General features: G+C 60.9%; 1 protein-coding gene. It reads right to left on the bottom strand.

All coding sequences use genetic code 11. The features are described 5' to 3' along the window. Window positions 1-109 precede the first annotated feature (109 nt). Complete coding sequence (locus tag LQ249_RS02430; RefSeq protein ID WP_232566170.1) at window positions 110-17,809, bottom strand: tandem-95 repeat protein; 17,700 nt, start codon at window positions 17,807-17,809, stop codon at window positions 110-112. Window positions 17,810-18,096: the final 287 nt, after the last annotated feature.

Genomic DNA, 18,096 nt, shown 5'->3' with positions numbered 1-18,096 from the left:
TAAAAAATCCCTGCAGGCGCCGCACCTGGCTCCTACAGAGATTACACACATTTTCCCGAAGCTGGTGCCCACGGAGCACCAATCCCGAAAGATTGGCGCTCCAGGGTGATCAGTCGTGATGCTTGACGGTCAGATCACCACCGGCGATCAGGCTGTTGATCGCGGCACTGCCACTGCCCCAGCTGGCGCCATCGACCTTGATCGTAACATCGGCCGTACCGCCACCCTGCGCCGTGAACGAACCGCTGCTGCTGACACTCAGCGTCGAGTTGCCCGCCGAATCGGTGCTCAACTTCAGGTAGCTGGTCAGGTTGGTGTCGTTACTGCCTTGCAGCAAATCGGACAGGTCCAACTTATCGCCTTCGCTGTGCTTGAAGTCGGTGATGGTATCGACGCCAGTCCCGGTGTTGGTATCCCCTTTGAGCCACACGAAGGTATCCGCCCCCGCGCCGCCGGTGAGGGTGTCATTGCCCTTGCCGCCCACCAGGATGTCGTTACCCGCCCCGCCGTTGAGCACGTCGTTACCGCCTTGGCCGAACAGAATGTCGTCGCCGGCGTTGCCGATCAGCTTGTCAGCGCCGTCGTTGGTGCCGTAGATGTTCGACGCGCTGGCCAATGCACCCACGTCAGCGACGTGCTCGGTGATGAACTGGTGCAAGGTACGGTCATCGATGTGATCGACGGTCGTGGCCAGTTTGTCGGCCGCGAACGCCTTGAGTGCAGCACTGCCTTCAAGGTTGTTGTAGCTGATCAGGTCGCCGAACAGAATGTCGTTGCCCGAACCACCGGTGAGGGTGTCGGCGCCGGTATCAGCCGCGTGGCCGGTGATGGCATCCGCCAGCTTCGCGGTGTCGATCGTGGAGACGTTATGATCGGTATCGAACTGCTTGAGCACAGCGGTATCAATGTTCGAGCCCAGACCGATGGCCTCGACGACAACCTTGCCTGGAACCGCGTTGACCAGATCGGAGTAGGCCGACTGGGCGTTGCTCATGGCGGTGCTGGAGTCGTTGTAGACCGACGCCACGTCAAAGCCGCCGCTGCTGTTGGCCACCACGGTGCCTTCGAGGTTTTTATTACCCCAACCATCGTAGGAATAGACCTTGCCGTCACCATCGACAATCACCTGCGTCCTGCCGTTGATTGTCGTTGTGACCGAGTTGGTCTGACCCAAGACGTAATTGCCGCTATTGACGATGCTATCAAAGTAAACATTCGAGCCGAACCAACTGGTCGAGCCCAGGAGAGGGTTACCCTGAATGGCGGTGTACATGTTCGGCTCACCGTCGGTAATGAAGTACGTCAGGTTTTTTGCACCCACATTGCTCGTGGCTTCGTCGCCTTTGAACCAGTTGGTGGCGGCGTTGAACGCATCCTGATAGTTGGTCATGTCGCTCGATTTTGACGTCATCTGAGTCAACACAGCCTGCAAGGCCGCTTTAGCGGCGTCCTTGTCGGCGAGGTTGACCGAGACCTGCGCTTCGACCCGCGTATCGAAGTCGACCAGCAGTACTTTCACAACACCCGAGTCGCTTTTACCGGCATTGCTGATCAAGGTATCGAACACGCTCGCAAGCTGCGCCTTGATCGACTTCATCGCACTGCTGCCGATACTGCCCGAGGTATCGACGATGAAGGCAATGTTGTAGTTGCTGCCCGCATTGACGATACCGCCTTTGTCACCGACCACCATGTTGTTGGCCGAGGAGCTGCTCAGGTCGATGACATCGGCAGCGCCGCCGCCTTCAGTCACCACATAAGCCTGTGGCGCAACGGTAATGGTGCTGGTGGCCACCGACGAACTCAGGCTGTCAGCACCTGCGTTGTCCTTCACAGAGATCTCGACGGTGCGATCACCCGTGGTCGGATACTTGCTGGTGCTGGAGTACTGGAACGACTCGAGCAACGACTTGTAGGTGGCCGTGTCAGCCGCGCCCGACAGGGTCAGGACGATTTTGCCACTGACGTCGGTGCCAACGCTGGTCAGGGTGACGCCGTTGTAAGTACCGCCCACGGTCACCAGGCTCGAGCTGAGCTGGTCGCCCGCGCTGGCGTTTTTCAAGGTGATGGTCGCGCTTTGCATCTGGCTGCTGTCGACGTCACCGATGGCTACGTTGCCGGTGATCGCTATCCCACCCGTACTGCGCTCCGAGTAGGCCGTGCTGTAGCTGGTGAGGACGGAACCGTCTGTGGTGCTCAGGTCCAGGGTCGGTGCGTCGTTGACCGAGGTCACGGTGATAGTGCCGTTGGCCGGGGCCGAGGTCAGCGGATTGCTGCCGTTAGCGTTGCCGCTGTCGGTGGCGGTGTAGGTGAAGTTCGCCGTGCCGTTGAAGTTCGCGTTCGGCTTGAAGTACACGGTGGCTTCGCCGTTGACCGCGGTAATCGCGCCGGTCACGGGTTTGGTCATCGCTGCGTCGGTGTAGAAGGTGCCGTTGGTTGGCGTGCCGACGGTGAACGATTTCACGTTCGCCAGGCCGTCTACGTCGGTCGCGCTCAGCTTGACCGCGATACCTACGCTTGGATCTTCAGCACCGGTCGCGGTGGTTGCCGCAGCCACCGGCGCATCGTTGACCGGAGTCACGGTGATGCTGCCGTTGGCGGCTGGCGAGGTCAGTACGTTGCTGCCGTCAGCGTTGCCGCCGTCGGTCGCGGTGTAGGTGAAGTTCGCCGTGCCGTTGAAGTTCGCGTTCGGCTTGAAGTACACGGTGGCTTCGCCGTTGACCGCGGTAATCGCGCCGGTCACCGCTTTGGTCATCGCCGCGTCGGTGTAGAAGGTGCCATTGGTTGGCGTGCCGACGGTGAACGACTTGACGTTGGTCAGGCCATCGACGTCGGTCGCGCTCAGCTTGACCGCGATGCCTACGCTTGGATCTTCAGAACCGGTCGCGGTGGTTGCTGCAGCCACTGGCGCATCGTTGACCGGAGTCACGGTGATGCTGCCGTTGGCGGCTGGCGAGGTCAGTACGTTGCTGCCGTCAGCGTTGCCGCCGTCGGTCGCGGTGTAGGTGAAGTTCGCCGTGCCGTTGAAGTTCGCGTTCGGCTTGAAGTACACGGTGGCTTCGCCGTTGACCGCGGTAATCGCGCCGGTCACCGCTTTGGTCATCGCCGCGTCGGTGTAGAAGGTGCCATTGGTTGGCGTGCCGACGGTGAACGACTTGACGTTGGTCAGGCCATCGACGTCGGTCGCGCTCAGCTTGACCGCGATGCCTACGCTTGGATCTTCAGAACCGGTCGCGGTGGTTGCTGCAGCCACTGGCGCATCGTTGACCGGAGTCACGGTGATGCTGCCGTTGGCGGCTGGCGAGGTCAGTACGTTGCTGCCGTCAGCGTTGCCGCCGTCGGTCGCGGTGTAGGTGAAGTTCGCCGTGCCGTTGAAGTTCGCGTTCGGCTTGAAGTACACGGTGGCTTCGCCGTTGACCGCGGTAATCGCGCCGGTCACCGCTTTGGTCATCGCCGCGTCGGTGTAGAAGGTGCCATTGGTTGGCGTGCCGACGGTGAACGACTTGACGTTGGTCAGGCCATCGACGTCGGTCGCGCTCAGCTTGACCGCGATGCCTACGCTTGGGTCTTCAGCACCGGTCGCGGTGGTTGCCGCAGCCACTGGCGCATCGTTGACCGGAGTCACGGTGATGCTGCCGTTGGCTGCTGGCGAGGTCAGTACGTTGCTGCCGTCAGCGTTGCCGCCGTCGGTCGCGGTGTAGGTGAAGTTCGCCGTGCCGTTGAAGTTCGCGTTCGGCTTGAAGTACACGGTGGCTTCGCCGTTGACCGCGGTAATCGCGCCGGTCACAGGTTTGGTCATGGCCGCGTCGGTGTAGAAGGTGCCGTTGGTCGACGTGCCGACGGTGAACGATTTCACGTTCGCCAGGCCGTCTACGTCGGTCGCGCTCAGTTTGACCGCGATACCTACGCTTGGGTCTTCAGCACCCGTCGCAGTGGTGGCCACAGCCACCGGCGCGTCGTTGACCGCAGTGATCACCACGCTCACCTTGCCAGTCGTGACTTCTTCAACCTGCGTGCTCAACTCTTTGGCCGTTGCCGTCACAGTCAGATCGAAATTGGCAGTCGCATCCTTGGCCGGAGTGACGGTCAGGGTAGCCAGGTTCCAATTGCTGACATCGTACTGGGTGGTCGCACCCGTCGAGGTATAGCTGTGGCCCGTGGCGCCGTCGGTGATGACAGCGCCTTCAGGCAGGCCGCTGATTTCTACCTTGTGCGATTCCGACTGGTCATTGTCGACAAACGTGGTCGTGATCGGGCTGATCTTGATCGCAGTGTCTTCCAGGCCGTGGTTATAAACGTAGCCGGTGTAATAACCTTCTCCGTTGACCACATGAGCATCGTCAAACACCGCCCCGGCGGCTTTCAATGCTTCCAGGCTGGTATAGGTCTGCACGCCGCTGCTGCCCAACGCCATCGACGGGCCGTTGTTGATCGAGACATTGACGTCGTAGTTGCCCGGGCCGGCCTGGTTGTAGTGATAGATGTCGAGGGTGTAATAACCCGACTCTGTCGGCGTGAAGGGGGTTGCGTTGATCCCGGTGCCCTGGCTCCAGGTCTCGGTCGACACCAACTTGCCGCCGACGGTAACCGCCAGGCTGTCATCGGCGCTGCCGGTGAAGCTGTAGCTCTTGCCGGCTTCCAGGTAAATCAGGCCGGAGACTTTGGTCGCGGTGAGTTCCACCACATTAGCGTTGCTCACGTTGGCGGTCACACCCGTGGAGGCTGCGCTGTCAGGCGTTTGAGCGTTGATGACCCGGATCAAATCGCTGGACTGAACAACCCCATTGCCGTTCGTACCCAATGCACCCGGCAGGTTGCCGCCGGTCCAGGTTTGAATGGTCAAGCCGGTTGGCACGTCACCGAATGCGCCGACGGTCACGACAGGAACGTCCGTCACTGGGTGGATATCCACGGTGATGGTTTTCGTATCGCTGTTGAGCTGGCCGTCGGTCGCCTGGAACTTCAGCTCGGTGTAATCACCCTGCTTGTTACCGACGCCGGCGTTGCCGAAGCTGTTATCGCCCGACTCGTTGGCCGCTGGGCTGTAACGCACATTGTGATTGTCGAAGTCGGCCTGGCTGAAGGCCTTGCCCGGCGACGTATCGGTTTTCAGATCAGCCGCGCTGAGCTTGACCCAGACACCGTCGACTTTGTACTCGATGGCACCGTTGGGCAGGCTGGTGAAGACGACTTTCAGGTCCGTGGAATCCACATCGTTGACCCCGAACGTCGACCATTTCAGCTCGACTGGGGTGTCTTCGTTGCTTTCTACATAGCCATTGCTCGCAGTCGGCGCGTCGTTGACCGGAGTTACGGTGATGGTGCCGTTGGCAGGCGCTGAGGTCAGCGGGCTGCCGCCGTCAGCGATACCGCCGTCGGTAGCGGTGTAAGTGAAGTTGGCGGTGCCGTTGAAGTTTTCGTTTGGTTTGAAGTAAACGGTCGCTTCGCCGTTGACTGCGTCGATCGAGCCGGTTACCGGCTTGGTCATGGCGGCGTCGGTGTAGAAGGTGCCGTTGGTTGGCGTGCCGACGGTGAAGGATTTCACGTCTGCCACGCCATCCACGTCGGTGGCGGACAGCTTGACCGCGATACCTACGCTTGGATCTTCAGCACCGCTCGCGGTAGTGGTCACAGCCACAGGCGCATCGTTGACCGGAGTTACGGTGATGGTGCCGTTGGCAGGTGCTGAGGTCAGCGGGCTGCCGCCGTCGGCAATGCCACCGTCGGTCGCGGTGTAAGTGAAGTTCGCGGTGCCGTTGAAGTTCGCGTTCGGCTTGAAGTAAACGGTCGCTTCGCCGTTGACCGCGTCAATCGAGCCAGTCACTGGCTTGGTCATGGCCGCATCGGTGTAGAACGTGCCATTGGTTGGCGTGCCGACGGTGAAGGATTTCACGTCCGCCACGCCATCTACATCGGTCGCGCTCAGTTTGACCGCGATACCTACGCTTGGGTCTTCAGCACCGGTCGCGGTAGTGGTCACAGCCACAGGCGCGTCGTTGACCGGGGTCACGGTGATGGTGCCGTTAGCCGGAGCTGAGGTCAGCGGGCTACCGCCGTCAGCGATACCGCCGTCGGTCGCGGTGTAAGTGAAGTTCGCGGTGCCGTTGAAGTTCGCGTTCGGCTTGAAGTAAACGGTCGCTTCGCCGTTGACCGCGTCAATGGAACCGGTCACCGGTTTGGTCATGGCCGCATCGGTGTAGAACGTGCCATTGGTTGGCGTGCCGACGGTGAACGATTTCACGTCCGCCACGCCATCTACATCGGTCGCGCTCAGTTTGACCGCGATACCTACGCTTGGATCTTCAGCACCCGTTGCGGTAGTGGTCACAGCCACTGGCGCATCGTTGACCGGGGTCACAGTGATGGTGCCATTGGCAGGCGCAGAGGTCAGCGGGCTGCCGCCGTCAGCAATGCCGCCGTCGGTAGCGGTGTAGGTGAAGTTCGCGGTGCCGTTGAAGTTCGCGTTTGGTTTGAAGTAAACGGTCGCTTCGCCGTTGACCGCGTCAATCGAGCCAGTCACTGGCTTGGTCATGGCGGCGTCGGTGTAGAACGTGCCGTTGGTAGGCGTGCCAACGGTGAAGGACTTCACGTCTGCCACGCCGTCTACGTCAGTGGCGCTCAGTTTGACCGCGATACCTACGCTTGGATCTTCAGCACCGGTCGCGGTAGTGGTCACAGCCACAGGCGCGTCGTTGACCGGAGTCACGGTGATGGTGCCGTTGGCAGGCGCAGAGGTCAGCGGGCTGCCGCCGTCAGCAATGCCGCCGTCGGTAGCGGTGTAGGTGAAGTTCGCGGTGCCGTTGAAGTTCGCGTTCGGCTTGAAGTAAACGGTCGCTTCGCCGTTGACCGCATCAATAGCGCCGGTCACTGGCTTGGTCATCGCCGCATCGGTGTAGAACGTGCCATTGGTTGGCGTGCCGACGGTGAAGGATTTCACGTCTGCCACGCCATCTACGTCGGTGGCGGACAGTTTGACCGCGATACCTACGCTTGGGTCTTCAGCACCGGTCGCGGTAGTGGTCACAGCCACAGGCGCGTCGTTGACCGGGGTCACGGTGATGGTGCCGTTGGCAGGTGCCGAGGTCAGCGGGCTACCGCCGTCAGCGATACCGCCGTCGGTCGCGGTGTAAGTGAAGTTCGCGGTGCCGTTGAAGTTCGCGTTCGGCTTGAAGTAAACGGTCGCTTCGCCGTTGACCGCGTCAATCGAGCCAGTCACTGGCTTGGTCATGGCCGCATCGGTGTAGAACGTGCCATTGGTTGGCGTGCCGACGGTGAAGGATTTCACGTCTGCCACACCGTCTACGTCGGTCGCGCTCAGTTTGACCGCGATACCTACGCTTGGGTCTTCAGCACCGGTTGCGGTAGTGGTCACAGCCACAGGCGCATCGTTGACCGGGGTCACGGTGATAGTGCCGTTAGCAGGCGCGGAGGTCAGCGGGCTGCCGCCGTCAGCGATACCGCCGTCGGTGGCGGTGTAGGTGAAGTTCGCAGTGCCGTTGAAGTTTTCGTTTGGTTTGAAGTAAACGGTCGCTTCGCCGTTGACGGCGTCAATCGAGCCAGTCACTGGCTTGGTCATGGCCGCATCGGTGTAGAACGTGCCGTTGGTTGGGGTGCCGACGGTGAAGGATTTCACGTCTGCCACGCCGTCTACGTCGGTGGCGCTCAGTTTGACCGCGATACCTACGCTTGGATCTTCAGCACCCGTTGCGGTAGTGGTCACAGCCACTGGCGCATCGTTGACCGGGGTCACAGTGATGGTGCCATTGGCAGGCGCAGAGGTCAGCGGGCTGCCGCCGTCAGCAATGCCGCCGTCGGTAGCGGTGTAGGTGAAGTTCGCGGTGCCGTTGAAGTTCGCGTTTGGTTTGAAGTAAACGGTCGCTTCGCCGTTGACCGCGTCAATCGAGCCAGTCACTGGCTTGGTCATGGCGGCGTCGGTGTAGAACGTGCCGTTGGTAGGCGTGCCAACGGTGAAGGACTTCACGTCTGCCACGCCGTCTACGTCAGTGGCGCTCAGTTTGACCGCGATACCTACGCTTGGATCTTCAGCACCGGTCGCGGTAGTGGTCACAGCCACAGGCGCGTCGTTGACCGGAGTCACGGTGATGGTGCCGTTGGCAGGCGCAGAGGTCAGCGGGCTGCCGCCGTCAGCAATGCCGCCGTCGGTAGCGGTGTAGGTGAAGTTCGCGGTGCCGTTGAAGTTCGCGTTCGGCTTGAAGTAAACGGTCGCTTCGCCGTTGACCGCATCAATAGCGCCGGTCACTGGCTTGGTCATCGCCGCATCGGTGTAGAACGTGCCATTGGTTGGCGTGCCGACGGTGAAGGATTTCACGTCTGCCACGCCATCTACGTCGGTGGCGGACAGTTTGACCGCGATACCTACGCTTGGGTCTTCAGCACCGGTCGCGGTAGTGGTCACAGCCACAGGCGCGTCGTTGACCGGGGTCACGGTGATGGTGCCGTTGGCAGGTGCCGAGGTCAGCGGGCTACCGCCGTCAGCGATACCGCCGTCGGTCGCGGTGTAAGTGAAGTTCGCGGTGCCGTTGAAGTTCGCGTTCGGCTTGAAGTAAACGGTCGCTTCGCCGTTGACCGCGTCAATCGAGCCAGTCACTGGCTTGGTCATGGCCGCATCGGTGTAGAACGTGCCATTGGTTGGCGTGCCGACGGTGAAGGATTTCACGTCTGCCACACCGTCTACGTCGGTCGCGCTCAGTTTGACCGCGATACCTACGCTTGGGTCTTCAGCACCGGTTGCGGTAGTGGTCACAGCCACAGGCGCATCGTTGACCGGGGTCACGGTGATAGTGCCGTTAGCAGGCGCGGAGGTCAGCGGGCTGCCGCCGTCAGCGATACCGCCGTCGGTGGCGGTGTAGGTGAAGTTCGCAGTGCCGTTGAAGTTTTCGTTTGGTTTGAAGTAAACGGTCGCTTCGCCGTTGACGGCGTCAATCGAGCCAGTCACTGGCTTGGTCATGGCCGCATCGGTGTAGAACGTGCCGTTGGTTGGGGTGCCGACGGTGAAGGATTTCACGTCTGCCACGCCGTCTACGTCGGTGGCGCTCAGTTTGACCGCGATACCTACGCTTGGATCTTCAGCACCCGTTGCGGTAGTGGTCACAGCCACTGGCGCATCGTTGACCGGGGTCACAGTGATGGTGCCATTGGCAGGCGCAGAGGTCAGCGGGCTGCCGCCGTCAGCAATGCCGCCGTCGGTAGCGGTGTAGGTGAAGTTCGCGGTGCCGTTGAAGTTCGCGTTTGGTTTGAAGTAAACGGTCGCTTCGCCGTTGACCGCGTCAATCGAGCCAGTCACTGGCTTGGTCATGGCGGCGTCGGTGTAGAACGTGCCGTTGGTAGGCGTGCCAACGGTGAAGGACTTCACGTCTGCCACGCCGTCTACGTCAGTGGCGCTCAGTTTGACCGCGATACCTACGCTTGGATCTTCAGCACCGGTCGCGGTAGTGGTCACAGCCACAGGCGCGTCGTTGACCGGAGTCACGGTGATGGTGCCGTTGGCAGGCGCAGAGGTCAGCGGGCTGCCGCCGTCAGCAATGCCGCCGTCGGTAGCGGTGTAGGTGAAGTTCGCGGTGCCGTTGAAGTTCGCGTTCGGCTTGAAGTAAACGGTCGCTTCGCCGTTGACCGCATCAATAGCGCCGGTCACTGGCTTGGTCATCGCCGCATCGGTGTAGAACGTGCCATTGGTTGGCGTGCCGACGGTGAAGGATTTCACGTCTGCCACGCCATCTACGTCGGTGGCGGACAGTTTGACCGCGATACCTACGCTTGGGTCTTCAGCACCGGTCGCGGTAGTGGTCACAGCCACAGGCGCGTCGTTGACCGGGGTCACGGTGATGGTGCCGTTGGCAGGTGCCGAGGTCAGCGGGCTACCGCCGTCAGCGATACCGCCGTCGGTCGCGGTGTAAGTGAAGTTCGCGGTGCCGTTGAAGTTCGCGTTCGGCTTGAAGTAAACGGTCGCTTCGCCGTTGACCGCGTCAATCGAGCCAGTCACTGGCTTGGTCATGGCCGCATCGGTGTAGAACGTGCCATTGGTTGGCGTGCCGACGGTGAAGGATTTCACGTCTGCCACACCGTCTACGTCGGTCGCGCTCAGTTTGACCGCGATACCTACGCTTGGGTCTTCAGCACCGGTTGCGGTAGTGGTCACAGCCACAGGCGCATCGTTGACCGGGGTCACGGTGATAGTGCCGTTAGCAGGCGCGGAGGTCAGCGGGCTGCCGCCGTCAGCGATACCGCCGTCGGTGGCGGTGTAGGTGAAGTTCGCAGTGCCGTTGAAGTTTTCGTTTGGTTTGAAGTAAACGGTCGCTTCGCCGTTGACGGCGTCAATCGAGCCAGTCACTGGCTTGGTCATGGCCGCATCGGTGTAGAACGTGCCGTTGGTTGGGGTGCCGACGGTGAAGGATTTCACGTCTGCCACTCCATCTACGTCGGTGGCGGACAGTTTGACCGCGATACCTACGCTTGGATCTTCAGCACCGGTTGCGGTAGTGGTCACAGCCACAGGCGCATCGTTGACCGGGGTCACGGTGATAGTGCCGTTAGCAGGCGCGGAGGTCAGCGGGCTACCGCCGTCAGCGATACCGCCGTCGGTCGCGGTGTAAGTGAAGTTCGCGGTGCCGTTGAAGTTCGCGTTCGGCTTGAAGTAAACGGTCGCTTCGCCGTTGACCGCGTCAATGGAACCGGTCACCGGTTTGGTCATGGCCGCATCGGTGTAGAACGTGCCATTGGTTGGCGTGCCGACGGTGAAGGATTTCACGTCTGCCACGCCGTCTACGTCGGTGGCGCTCAGCTTAACTTCGATACCCTGGACCGGATCTTCAGAACCCGTTGCAGTGGTCGGTGCGGCAACCGGCGCATCGTTCACCGCAGTCACAGTGATGGTGCCATTGGCAGGCGCCGAGGTCAGCGGGTTGCTGCCGTCAGCATTGCCACTGTCGGTGGCGGTATAGGTGAAGTTCGCCGTGCCGTTGAAGTTCGCATTTGGCTTGAAGTAAACCGTGGCTTCGCCGTTGACCGCATCAATCGAGCCGGTCACCGGTTTGGTCATCGCCGCATCGGTATAGAACGTACCGCTGGTCGACGTACCAACCGCGAACGATTTCACGTTCTCCACGCCATCGATATCAGTAGCCGAAAGTTTGACTTCGATACCTTGAACCGGATCTTCGGAACCGGTCGCGGTAGTCGCGATAGCTTCTGGTGCATCGTTAACGGCAATCACGTTGATCGGCAGGGTAATCGACTCGGACTTCGGATCAGCCGTGCCGTCCTGCGCGGTGGCGGTGACGGTGAGGTTCACCAGGCCGTTGGCGTTTTCCGCCGGGGTGAAGACCAGGGTGGCCTTGTTCCAATTGCTGATGTCGACGCTTTGATTGCCAGCCGTCGCGGTGAAGGTGTGGCCCGGCGTGCCATCGGAGATGGTCGCGTTGAGCGGTATGCCACCGACTTCCAGCTTGAGCGTCTCGGAGCCATCCTTGTCGGTGGCGTATGCGTCGATGGTCGACAGCTTGATCGCATGGTCTTCCAGGCCGGTGTTCAGCACCTGGGTGACGTTGATGTTGTCCAGCACGCCGCCCAACGAGTTGTTTGCATCCCCGGCCGGGGCTTTGAACTCGAGTTTGGCATCGCCGTCAGCGGTGACCGGCACGACGAAGGTGTAAGTCTTCATGCCGACGGTGGTGGTATCCAGGGTGCCGACTTTGACGCCGCCCCAGAATACGTCGATCACCGAATTGTTCTCGGCACCCGCACGCGGCGAGTAGTCGACCGAGATGGTGTACGCCGTGCCGGCTTCTGCCTTGATGATGGTGTACAGGCTGGAGTCGTCGCCGGCGTTTTTCTCAAGCTCGATGACCTGGCTGTTGCCTGGGGTCTCTACGCCGTAGTTGCTGCTTTGGCCGATTTCGACTTGGCCGCCGGCATTCCCCGTGAGCCACGGAGTGCTCGGGGTGCCACTGACAGGCGCGTTGTTGGCGTCATTTACCCCGACGATGCCCCACGAACCATTGAGGTTGGCGCTGTCGAAGTTGATCGAGGTCACAGGGCCGCCGCCGAGCAGGCCCAGGTGCGGAGTGTCGGTAACCGGCGCGATCGTGATGTCGGCCGTCGTTACGGCGCTCGATTTACCGCCGTTGTCGACCGCAGTGAACGTCACCTCGGTTTTGCCGCTCCAGTCGCCGGTCGGGGCGAAGTAAACCGCGGCTTTGCCGTCGGCACCCGCTGGCACCGAGTCGCCGACTTTGAGTTCGGTTTGCAGCGTGGCATCGCTGTACAGCTTGCCATTTTCCGGCAAGGTGGTGATGACAAAGCTGGAGACGGTACCGTCCACATCCTTGCCGTCCAGCACGATCTTGGCGGTATGGTCTTCATCGGCGGTGGTGTTGTCGGCCGATGCAGTCGGGGCGTCGTTGAACAGGTCGATAGTGACCTTGCCAGTGGCGCTGCCGGTTTCCGGCGGTTCGCGATCCAGGTTGCCGCCACCGTTGTCAGTCACATCGATGGTGACGGTACGATCGGTACCGACAGGGTTATTGCCCGGGCTCTGGAAGGTGATGGCTTCAACCAGTTTGACGAAGTCGGCGGCGCTGCTGCCGGCCTTCGAGTCGCTGGTGAGGGTGTAGACGATTTTCCCGTCGGCGGCGCTGCCGCTCTGGGTGATGGTGATCCCGGCAACGGCCAGGGCCTTGAGCACATCGGTATTGCTGAGCAAATCACCTGCAGCCAGGTGGTCGACGGTGACCACGACTTTGCTGAAGGTGGTGTTGTCGACGTCTTTGATGGTCAGGTTTTCGACCAGCGCGACTGCGTCTTTTTGCTCAGTGAATGTGGTGCTGTCGAACTTGACCTCAGGCGGATCGTTCACCGGAACCACGTACACCACGGAGGTGACAGGCGCCGAATCCAGCTGGCCGTCGTTGACGGTGATGGTCAGGGTGCGATTGGCCGGGTCCGGGTTCTCGCTTTCGCTGGCGAAGTGTACCGAACGCAGGACTTCCTGGTACTCAGCCGTGGAGGCCTCACCGGACAAGGTCAAGATGCCCGTGGCCTTGTCGTAGCTGACTGCAATTTTGGTGTTGCTGACATCTGCGATCAGTACATCGTCTGCCAGGTGGTTGACGAGTGTGACTTTGGCGCTTTGCAGGGTGTTGTTGTCGACGTCGCTGACGGTCAGGTTCGCCGCCACGTAGCCGCCAGGCTTGCCTTCAATATAGGTGTCGCCGAACGCGTTGGTCGAGGCGTTGCCCAGTACCGGAGCGTCGTTCACCGCAGTCACGGTGATGGTGCCGTTGGCCGGAGCCGAGGTCAGCGGGCTGCCGCCGCCAGCAATGCCGCCGTCGGTAGCGGTGTAAGTGAAGTTCGCGGTGCCGTTGAAGTTTTCGTTTGGCTTGAAGTAAACGGTGGCTTCGCCGTTGACTGCGTCAATCGAGCCAGTTACTGGCTTGGTCATGGCGGCGTCGGTGTAGAACGTGCCGTTGGTTGGGGTGCCGACGGTGAAGGATTTCACGTCTGCCACGCCGTCTACGTCGGTGGCGCTCAGTTTGACTTCGATGCCTTGAACCGGATCTTCGGAACCCGTTGCGGTGGTCGGTGCGGCGACCGGCGCATCGTTGACCGGAGTCACGGTGATGGTGCCGTTGGCAGGCGCTGAGGTCAGCGGACTGCCGCCGTCAGCGATACCGCCGTCGGTGGCGGTGTAGGTGAAGTTCGCGGTGCCGTTGAAGTTTTCGTTTGGCTTGAAGTAAACGGTGGCTTCGCCGTTGACGGCGTCAATCGAGCCAGTCACTGGCTTGGTCATGGCGGCGTCGGTGTAGAACGTGCCGTTGGTTGGGGTGCCGACGGTGAAGGATTTCACGTCTGTCACGCCGTCTACGTCGGTGGCGCTCAGTTTGACTTCGATGCCTTGAACCGGATCTTCAGAACCCGTTGCGGTGGTAGGTGCGGCGACCGGTGCATCGTTGACCGGAGTTACGGTGATGGTGCCGTTGGCAGGCGCAGAGGTCAGCGGGCTGCCGCCGTCAGCGATACCGCCGTCGGTCGCGGTGTAGGTGAAGTTCGCGGTGCCGTTGAAGTTTTCATTTGGCTTGAAGTAAACGGTCGCTTCGCCGTTGACCGCGTCGATCGAGCCAGTTACTGGCTTGGTCATGGCGGCATCGGTGTAGAACGTGCCGTTGGTTGGCGTGCCGACGGTGAAGGATTTCACGTCCGCCACGCCATCTACGTCGGTGGCGCTCAGTTTGACCGCGATACCTACGCTTGGATCTTCAGCACCGGTCGCGGTAGTGGTCACAGCCACTGGCGCGTCGTTGACCGGAGTCACGGTGATGGTGCCATTGGCAGGCGCCGAAGTCAGCGGGCTGCCGCCGTCAGCAATACCGCCGTCGGTGGCGGTGTAGGTGAAGTTCGCGGTGCCGTTGAAGTTTTCATTTGGCTTGAAGTAAACCGTGGCTTCGCCATTGACCGCATCAATAGCGCCGGTCACCGGTTTGGTCATCGCCGCATCGGTGTAGAACGTGCCATTGGTAGGCGTGCCGACGGTGAACGATTTCACGTCTGTCACGCCATCTACGTCGGTCGCGCTCAGTTTGACTTCGATGCCTTGAACCGGATCTTCGGAACCCGTTGCGGTGGTCGGTGCGGCAACCGGCGCGTCGTTGACCGCAGTCACGGTGATGGTGCCGTTGGCCGGAGTAGACGTCAGCGGGTTGGTGCCGTCAGCATTGCCGCTGTCGGTCGCGGTGTAGGTGAAGTTTGCGGTGCCGTTGAAGTTTTCGTTCGGTTTGAAGTAAACCGTGGCTTCGCCGTTGACCGCGTCGATCGAGCCGGTTACCGGCTTGGTCATGGCAGCATCGGTGTAGAACGTGCCATTGGTTGGCGTGCCGACGGTGAACGATTTCACGTTCTCCACGCCATCGATATCAGTGGCCGAAAGCTTGACTTCGATGCCCTGGGCCGGATCTTCAGAACCGGTCGCGGTAGTGGCGACAGCTTCTGGCGCATCGTTGACCGCAGTCACGGTGATAGTGCCGTTGGCCGGAGTAGAAGTCAGCGGGTTGGTGCCATCAGCATTGCCGCTGTCGGTCGCGGTGTAGGTGAAGTTCGCCGTGCCGTTGAAGTTTTCGTTCGGTTTGAAGTAAACCGTGGCTTCGCCGTTGACCGCGTCGATCGAGCCGGTTACCGGCTTGGTCATGGCCGCATCGGTGTAGAACGTGCCGTTGGTAGGCGTGCCGACGGTGAACGATTTCACGTTCTCCACGCCATCGATATCAGTGGCCGAAAGCTTGACCTCGATGCCCTGGGCCGGATCTTCAGAACCGGTCGCAGTGGTCGCCACAGCCACCGGCGCATCGTTCACCGCAGTGACAGTGATGGTGCCGTTGGCTGGGGTCGAAGTCAGCGGGTTGCTGCCGTCAGCGTTGCCGCTGTCGGTCGCGGTATAAGTGAAATTCGCGGTGCCGTTGAAGTTTTCGTTTGGCTTGAAGTAAACAGTCGCTTCGCCGTTGACCGCATCAATCGAGCCAGTCACCGGTTTGGTCATGGCAGCATCGGTGTAGAACGTGCCATTGGTTGGCGTGCCGACAGTGAACGATTTCACGTTGTCCACGCCGTCTACGTCGGTGGCCGAAAGCTTGACTTCAATACCCTGGGCCGAATCTTCAGAGCCCGTCGCAGTGGTCGCCACAGCCTCAGGCGCATCGTTGACCGCCGTCACAGTGACAGTGCCGTTAGCCGGCGCAGAGGTCAGCGGGTTGCTGCCGTCAGCGTTGCCACTGTCGGTCGCGGTGTAGGTGAAGTTCGCGGTGCCGTTGAAGTTTTCGTTCGGCTTGAAGTACACGGTGGCTTCGCCATTGACCGCGTCAATCGCGCCAGTCACCGGCTTGGTCATGGCAGCGTCGGTGTAGAACGTGCCGTTGGCCGACTCGCCGACGGTGAACGATTTCACGTTCGCCAGGCCATCCACATCGGTCGCGCTCAGCTTGACCGCAATGCCTACGCTTGGATCTTCAGTCCCGGTTGCAGTGGTCGCGATCGCTTCCGGTGCATCGTTGACCGCCGTCACAGTGACAGTGCCGTTAGCCGGAGCAGAGGTCAGCGGGTTGCTGCCGTCAGCGTTGCCGCTGTCGGTGGCGGTATAGGTGAAATTCGCGGTGCCGTTGAAGTTTTCGTTCGGCTTGAAGTAAATCGTCGCTTCGCCGTTGACCGCGTCGATCGAGCCAGTCACCGGTTTGGTCATGGCCGCGTCAGTGTAGAACGTGCCATTGGTTGGCGTGCCGACAGTGAACGATTTCACGTTCGCCAAGCCATCCCCATCGGTCGCACTCAGTTTGACCGCAATGCCCTGGGCCGGATCTTCAGCTCCGTTCGCTGCAACCACCACTGCCACCGGCGCGTCGTTAACCGGCGTCACCGTCACGTCCAGCGTGCTGCTCGAACCGGTATTGGTGGTGTAGCCGATTTGCGGCACTTCACCGTTGTAATCCTTGACCGGGGTAAACGCATACGCACCATCCGCACCGATGGTGACGGTACCGACACCTTCGACAATGGCGGTTTGGCCTGCGTTATACGTGGTGCCGCCAACGGTGAATGTCGCGACGGTCAGCACGTTGTCGATGTCGCTGTCATTGCTCAGCACGTTGCCAGTGGCAACCTGCTCCTCGGCAACCGTGTTGGTGTCTGCGACCAGCACGCTCGGGTTGTCGACAGCGATCACGGTGGTAGTGGCGGCTTCCGGGTTGATCGCCAGGTTTTCGTAGTTACCGCCGCTTGCACCGGTGATGGTGGCGCTGACGGTCAGGTCTTTGCCATCGGCCAGGTTTGCCGGCGTATCGACGCTGACGGTGCCCGTGGTTTTACCGGCTTCGATGGTGATGGTGGTGTTGTTGGACAGCGTGATGGTGACATCGGTCTGCGCGGCGTTGTTCACGGTCGCGGTATAGACGATCTTGCCGCCCTCATCGACCGACGCGTTCGCGCTCAGCGTGACGGTGGTGGTGTCGATGGTGTCATTGATCTGCGTAACGGCCGGCGCCGGGTCGGTGGTGATGATCAGGTTGCCGCCGCCGGACGTGCCGGTGATGGTGGCGGAGATCGACGAGGCATCCAGGTAAGGCGTGTCATTGCCCGCGAACGTGACGTTCAGCGCGCCCGCGGTCTGGCCGGCGAGGACCACGACAGACAAGCCGTTGGACAAGGTGACGGTCAGGTCACTGGTCGGCGCCTGGGTGACAAACACGGTGTAAACCACGACGCCGCCGGCTTCGGTGATGCTCGGCGTAGCGGTCAAGGTGATGGTGACGCTGCGCGGATCGAGGCTGTTATTGGTAGCGGCGGTAAACAGGCTGGTCGCGGCATCGGCGGCATTCAAGCCGTTCGTCGGATAACCGATGGTAGGGTCAACCGTGCCTGCGGTGGCGTCCAGCACGACAAAGCTGTGGCCGCCACCCACGGCGCCGTCCGCGCCAGCGGCAGTCGGGCCGGCAGCAGTGGCTTCAAGGTCTTGGGTCGGGTCGGCACCGGCAGCGATGGCTTGCTGCAGTTCGGCAACGGAGGGTGCTTCCTGGGCAGTGGCGGCACTCAGGTCGGTCACTGAGTCAGGCGTGTTCGCGCTCCATTGCGTGTCGCGCCCCAGGTCAAGGGTGCGGCCATCGGCAAGCTCCAGCGACACGGAGCCGGCAGGACCGGTTTCCACCTGCTCCCCTGCAAACAAACGATCCCCTTCTACCAGCAGGCGACGAATCCCTTCCGGGGATACCGCAAACACTTGACCGACAATGCTTTTGACGACCGCAACGCTGCTCATAAAAGACTCTCCGTGTATTACCGTTCAGGGGGCATCCATCATGGAGACCGGCCTTTCTCTCTAGTGCCGATTCAATAGCTGGAGTACGTTAAACCCATGTAAAAAATTTGGCGTCAATATTTTGGTGTTTTGCTCGACGAATTACTTTTCCGTCAAGGTATTGACCTATTTGGCGCCATCCTAAACAATCCGCCCGGTAATGTCACATTGATATTTACACGGCATCGCGACTTTCTGTTTGCACCGTCCAGCACTCATGACAAGCAGTGATTTCGGTTGCCAATCCA

The sequence above is a fragment of the Pseudomonas sp. 7-41 genome, from assembly GCF_021233075.1.
In the GTDB taxonomy this organism is placed as follows: domain Bacteria; phylum Pseudomonadota; class Gammaproteobacteria; order Pseudomonadales; family Pseudomonadaceae; genus Aquipseudomonas; species Aquipseudomonas veronii.
This window is presented reverse-complemented; position numbering and strand designations above follow the sequence as displayed.

Bases quoted from the DNA above. Each gene is read 5' to 3' on its own strand.
- LQ249_RS02430 (WP_232566170.1), bottom strand. From the start codon at position 17,809: ATGAGCAGCGTTGCGGTCGTCAAAAGCATTGTCGGTCAAGTGTTTGCG.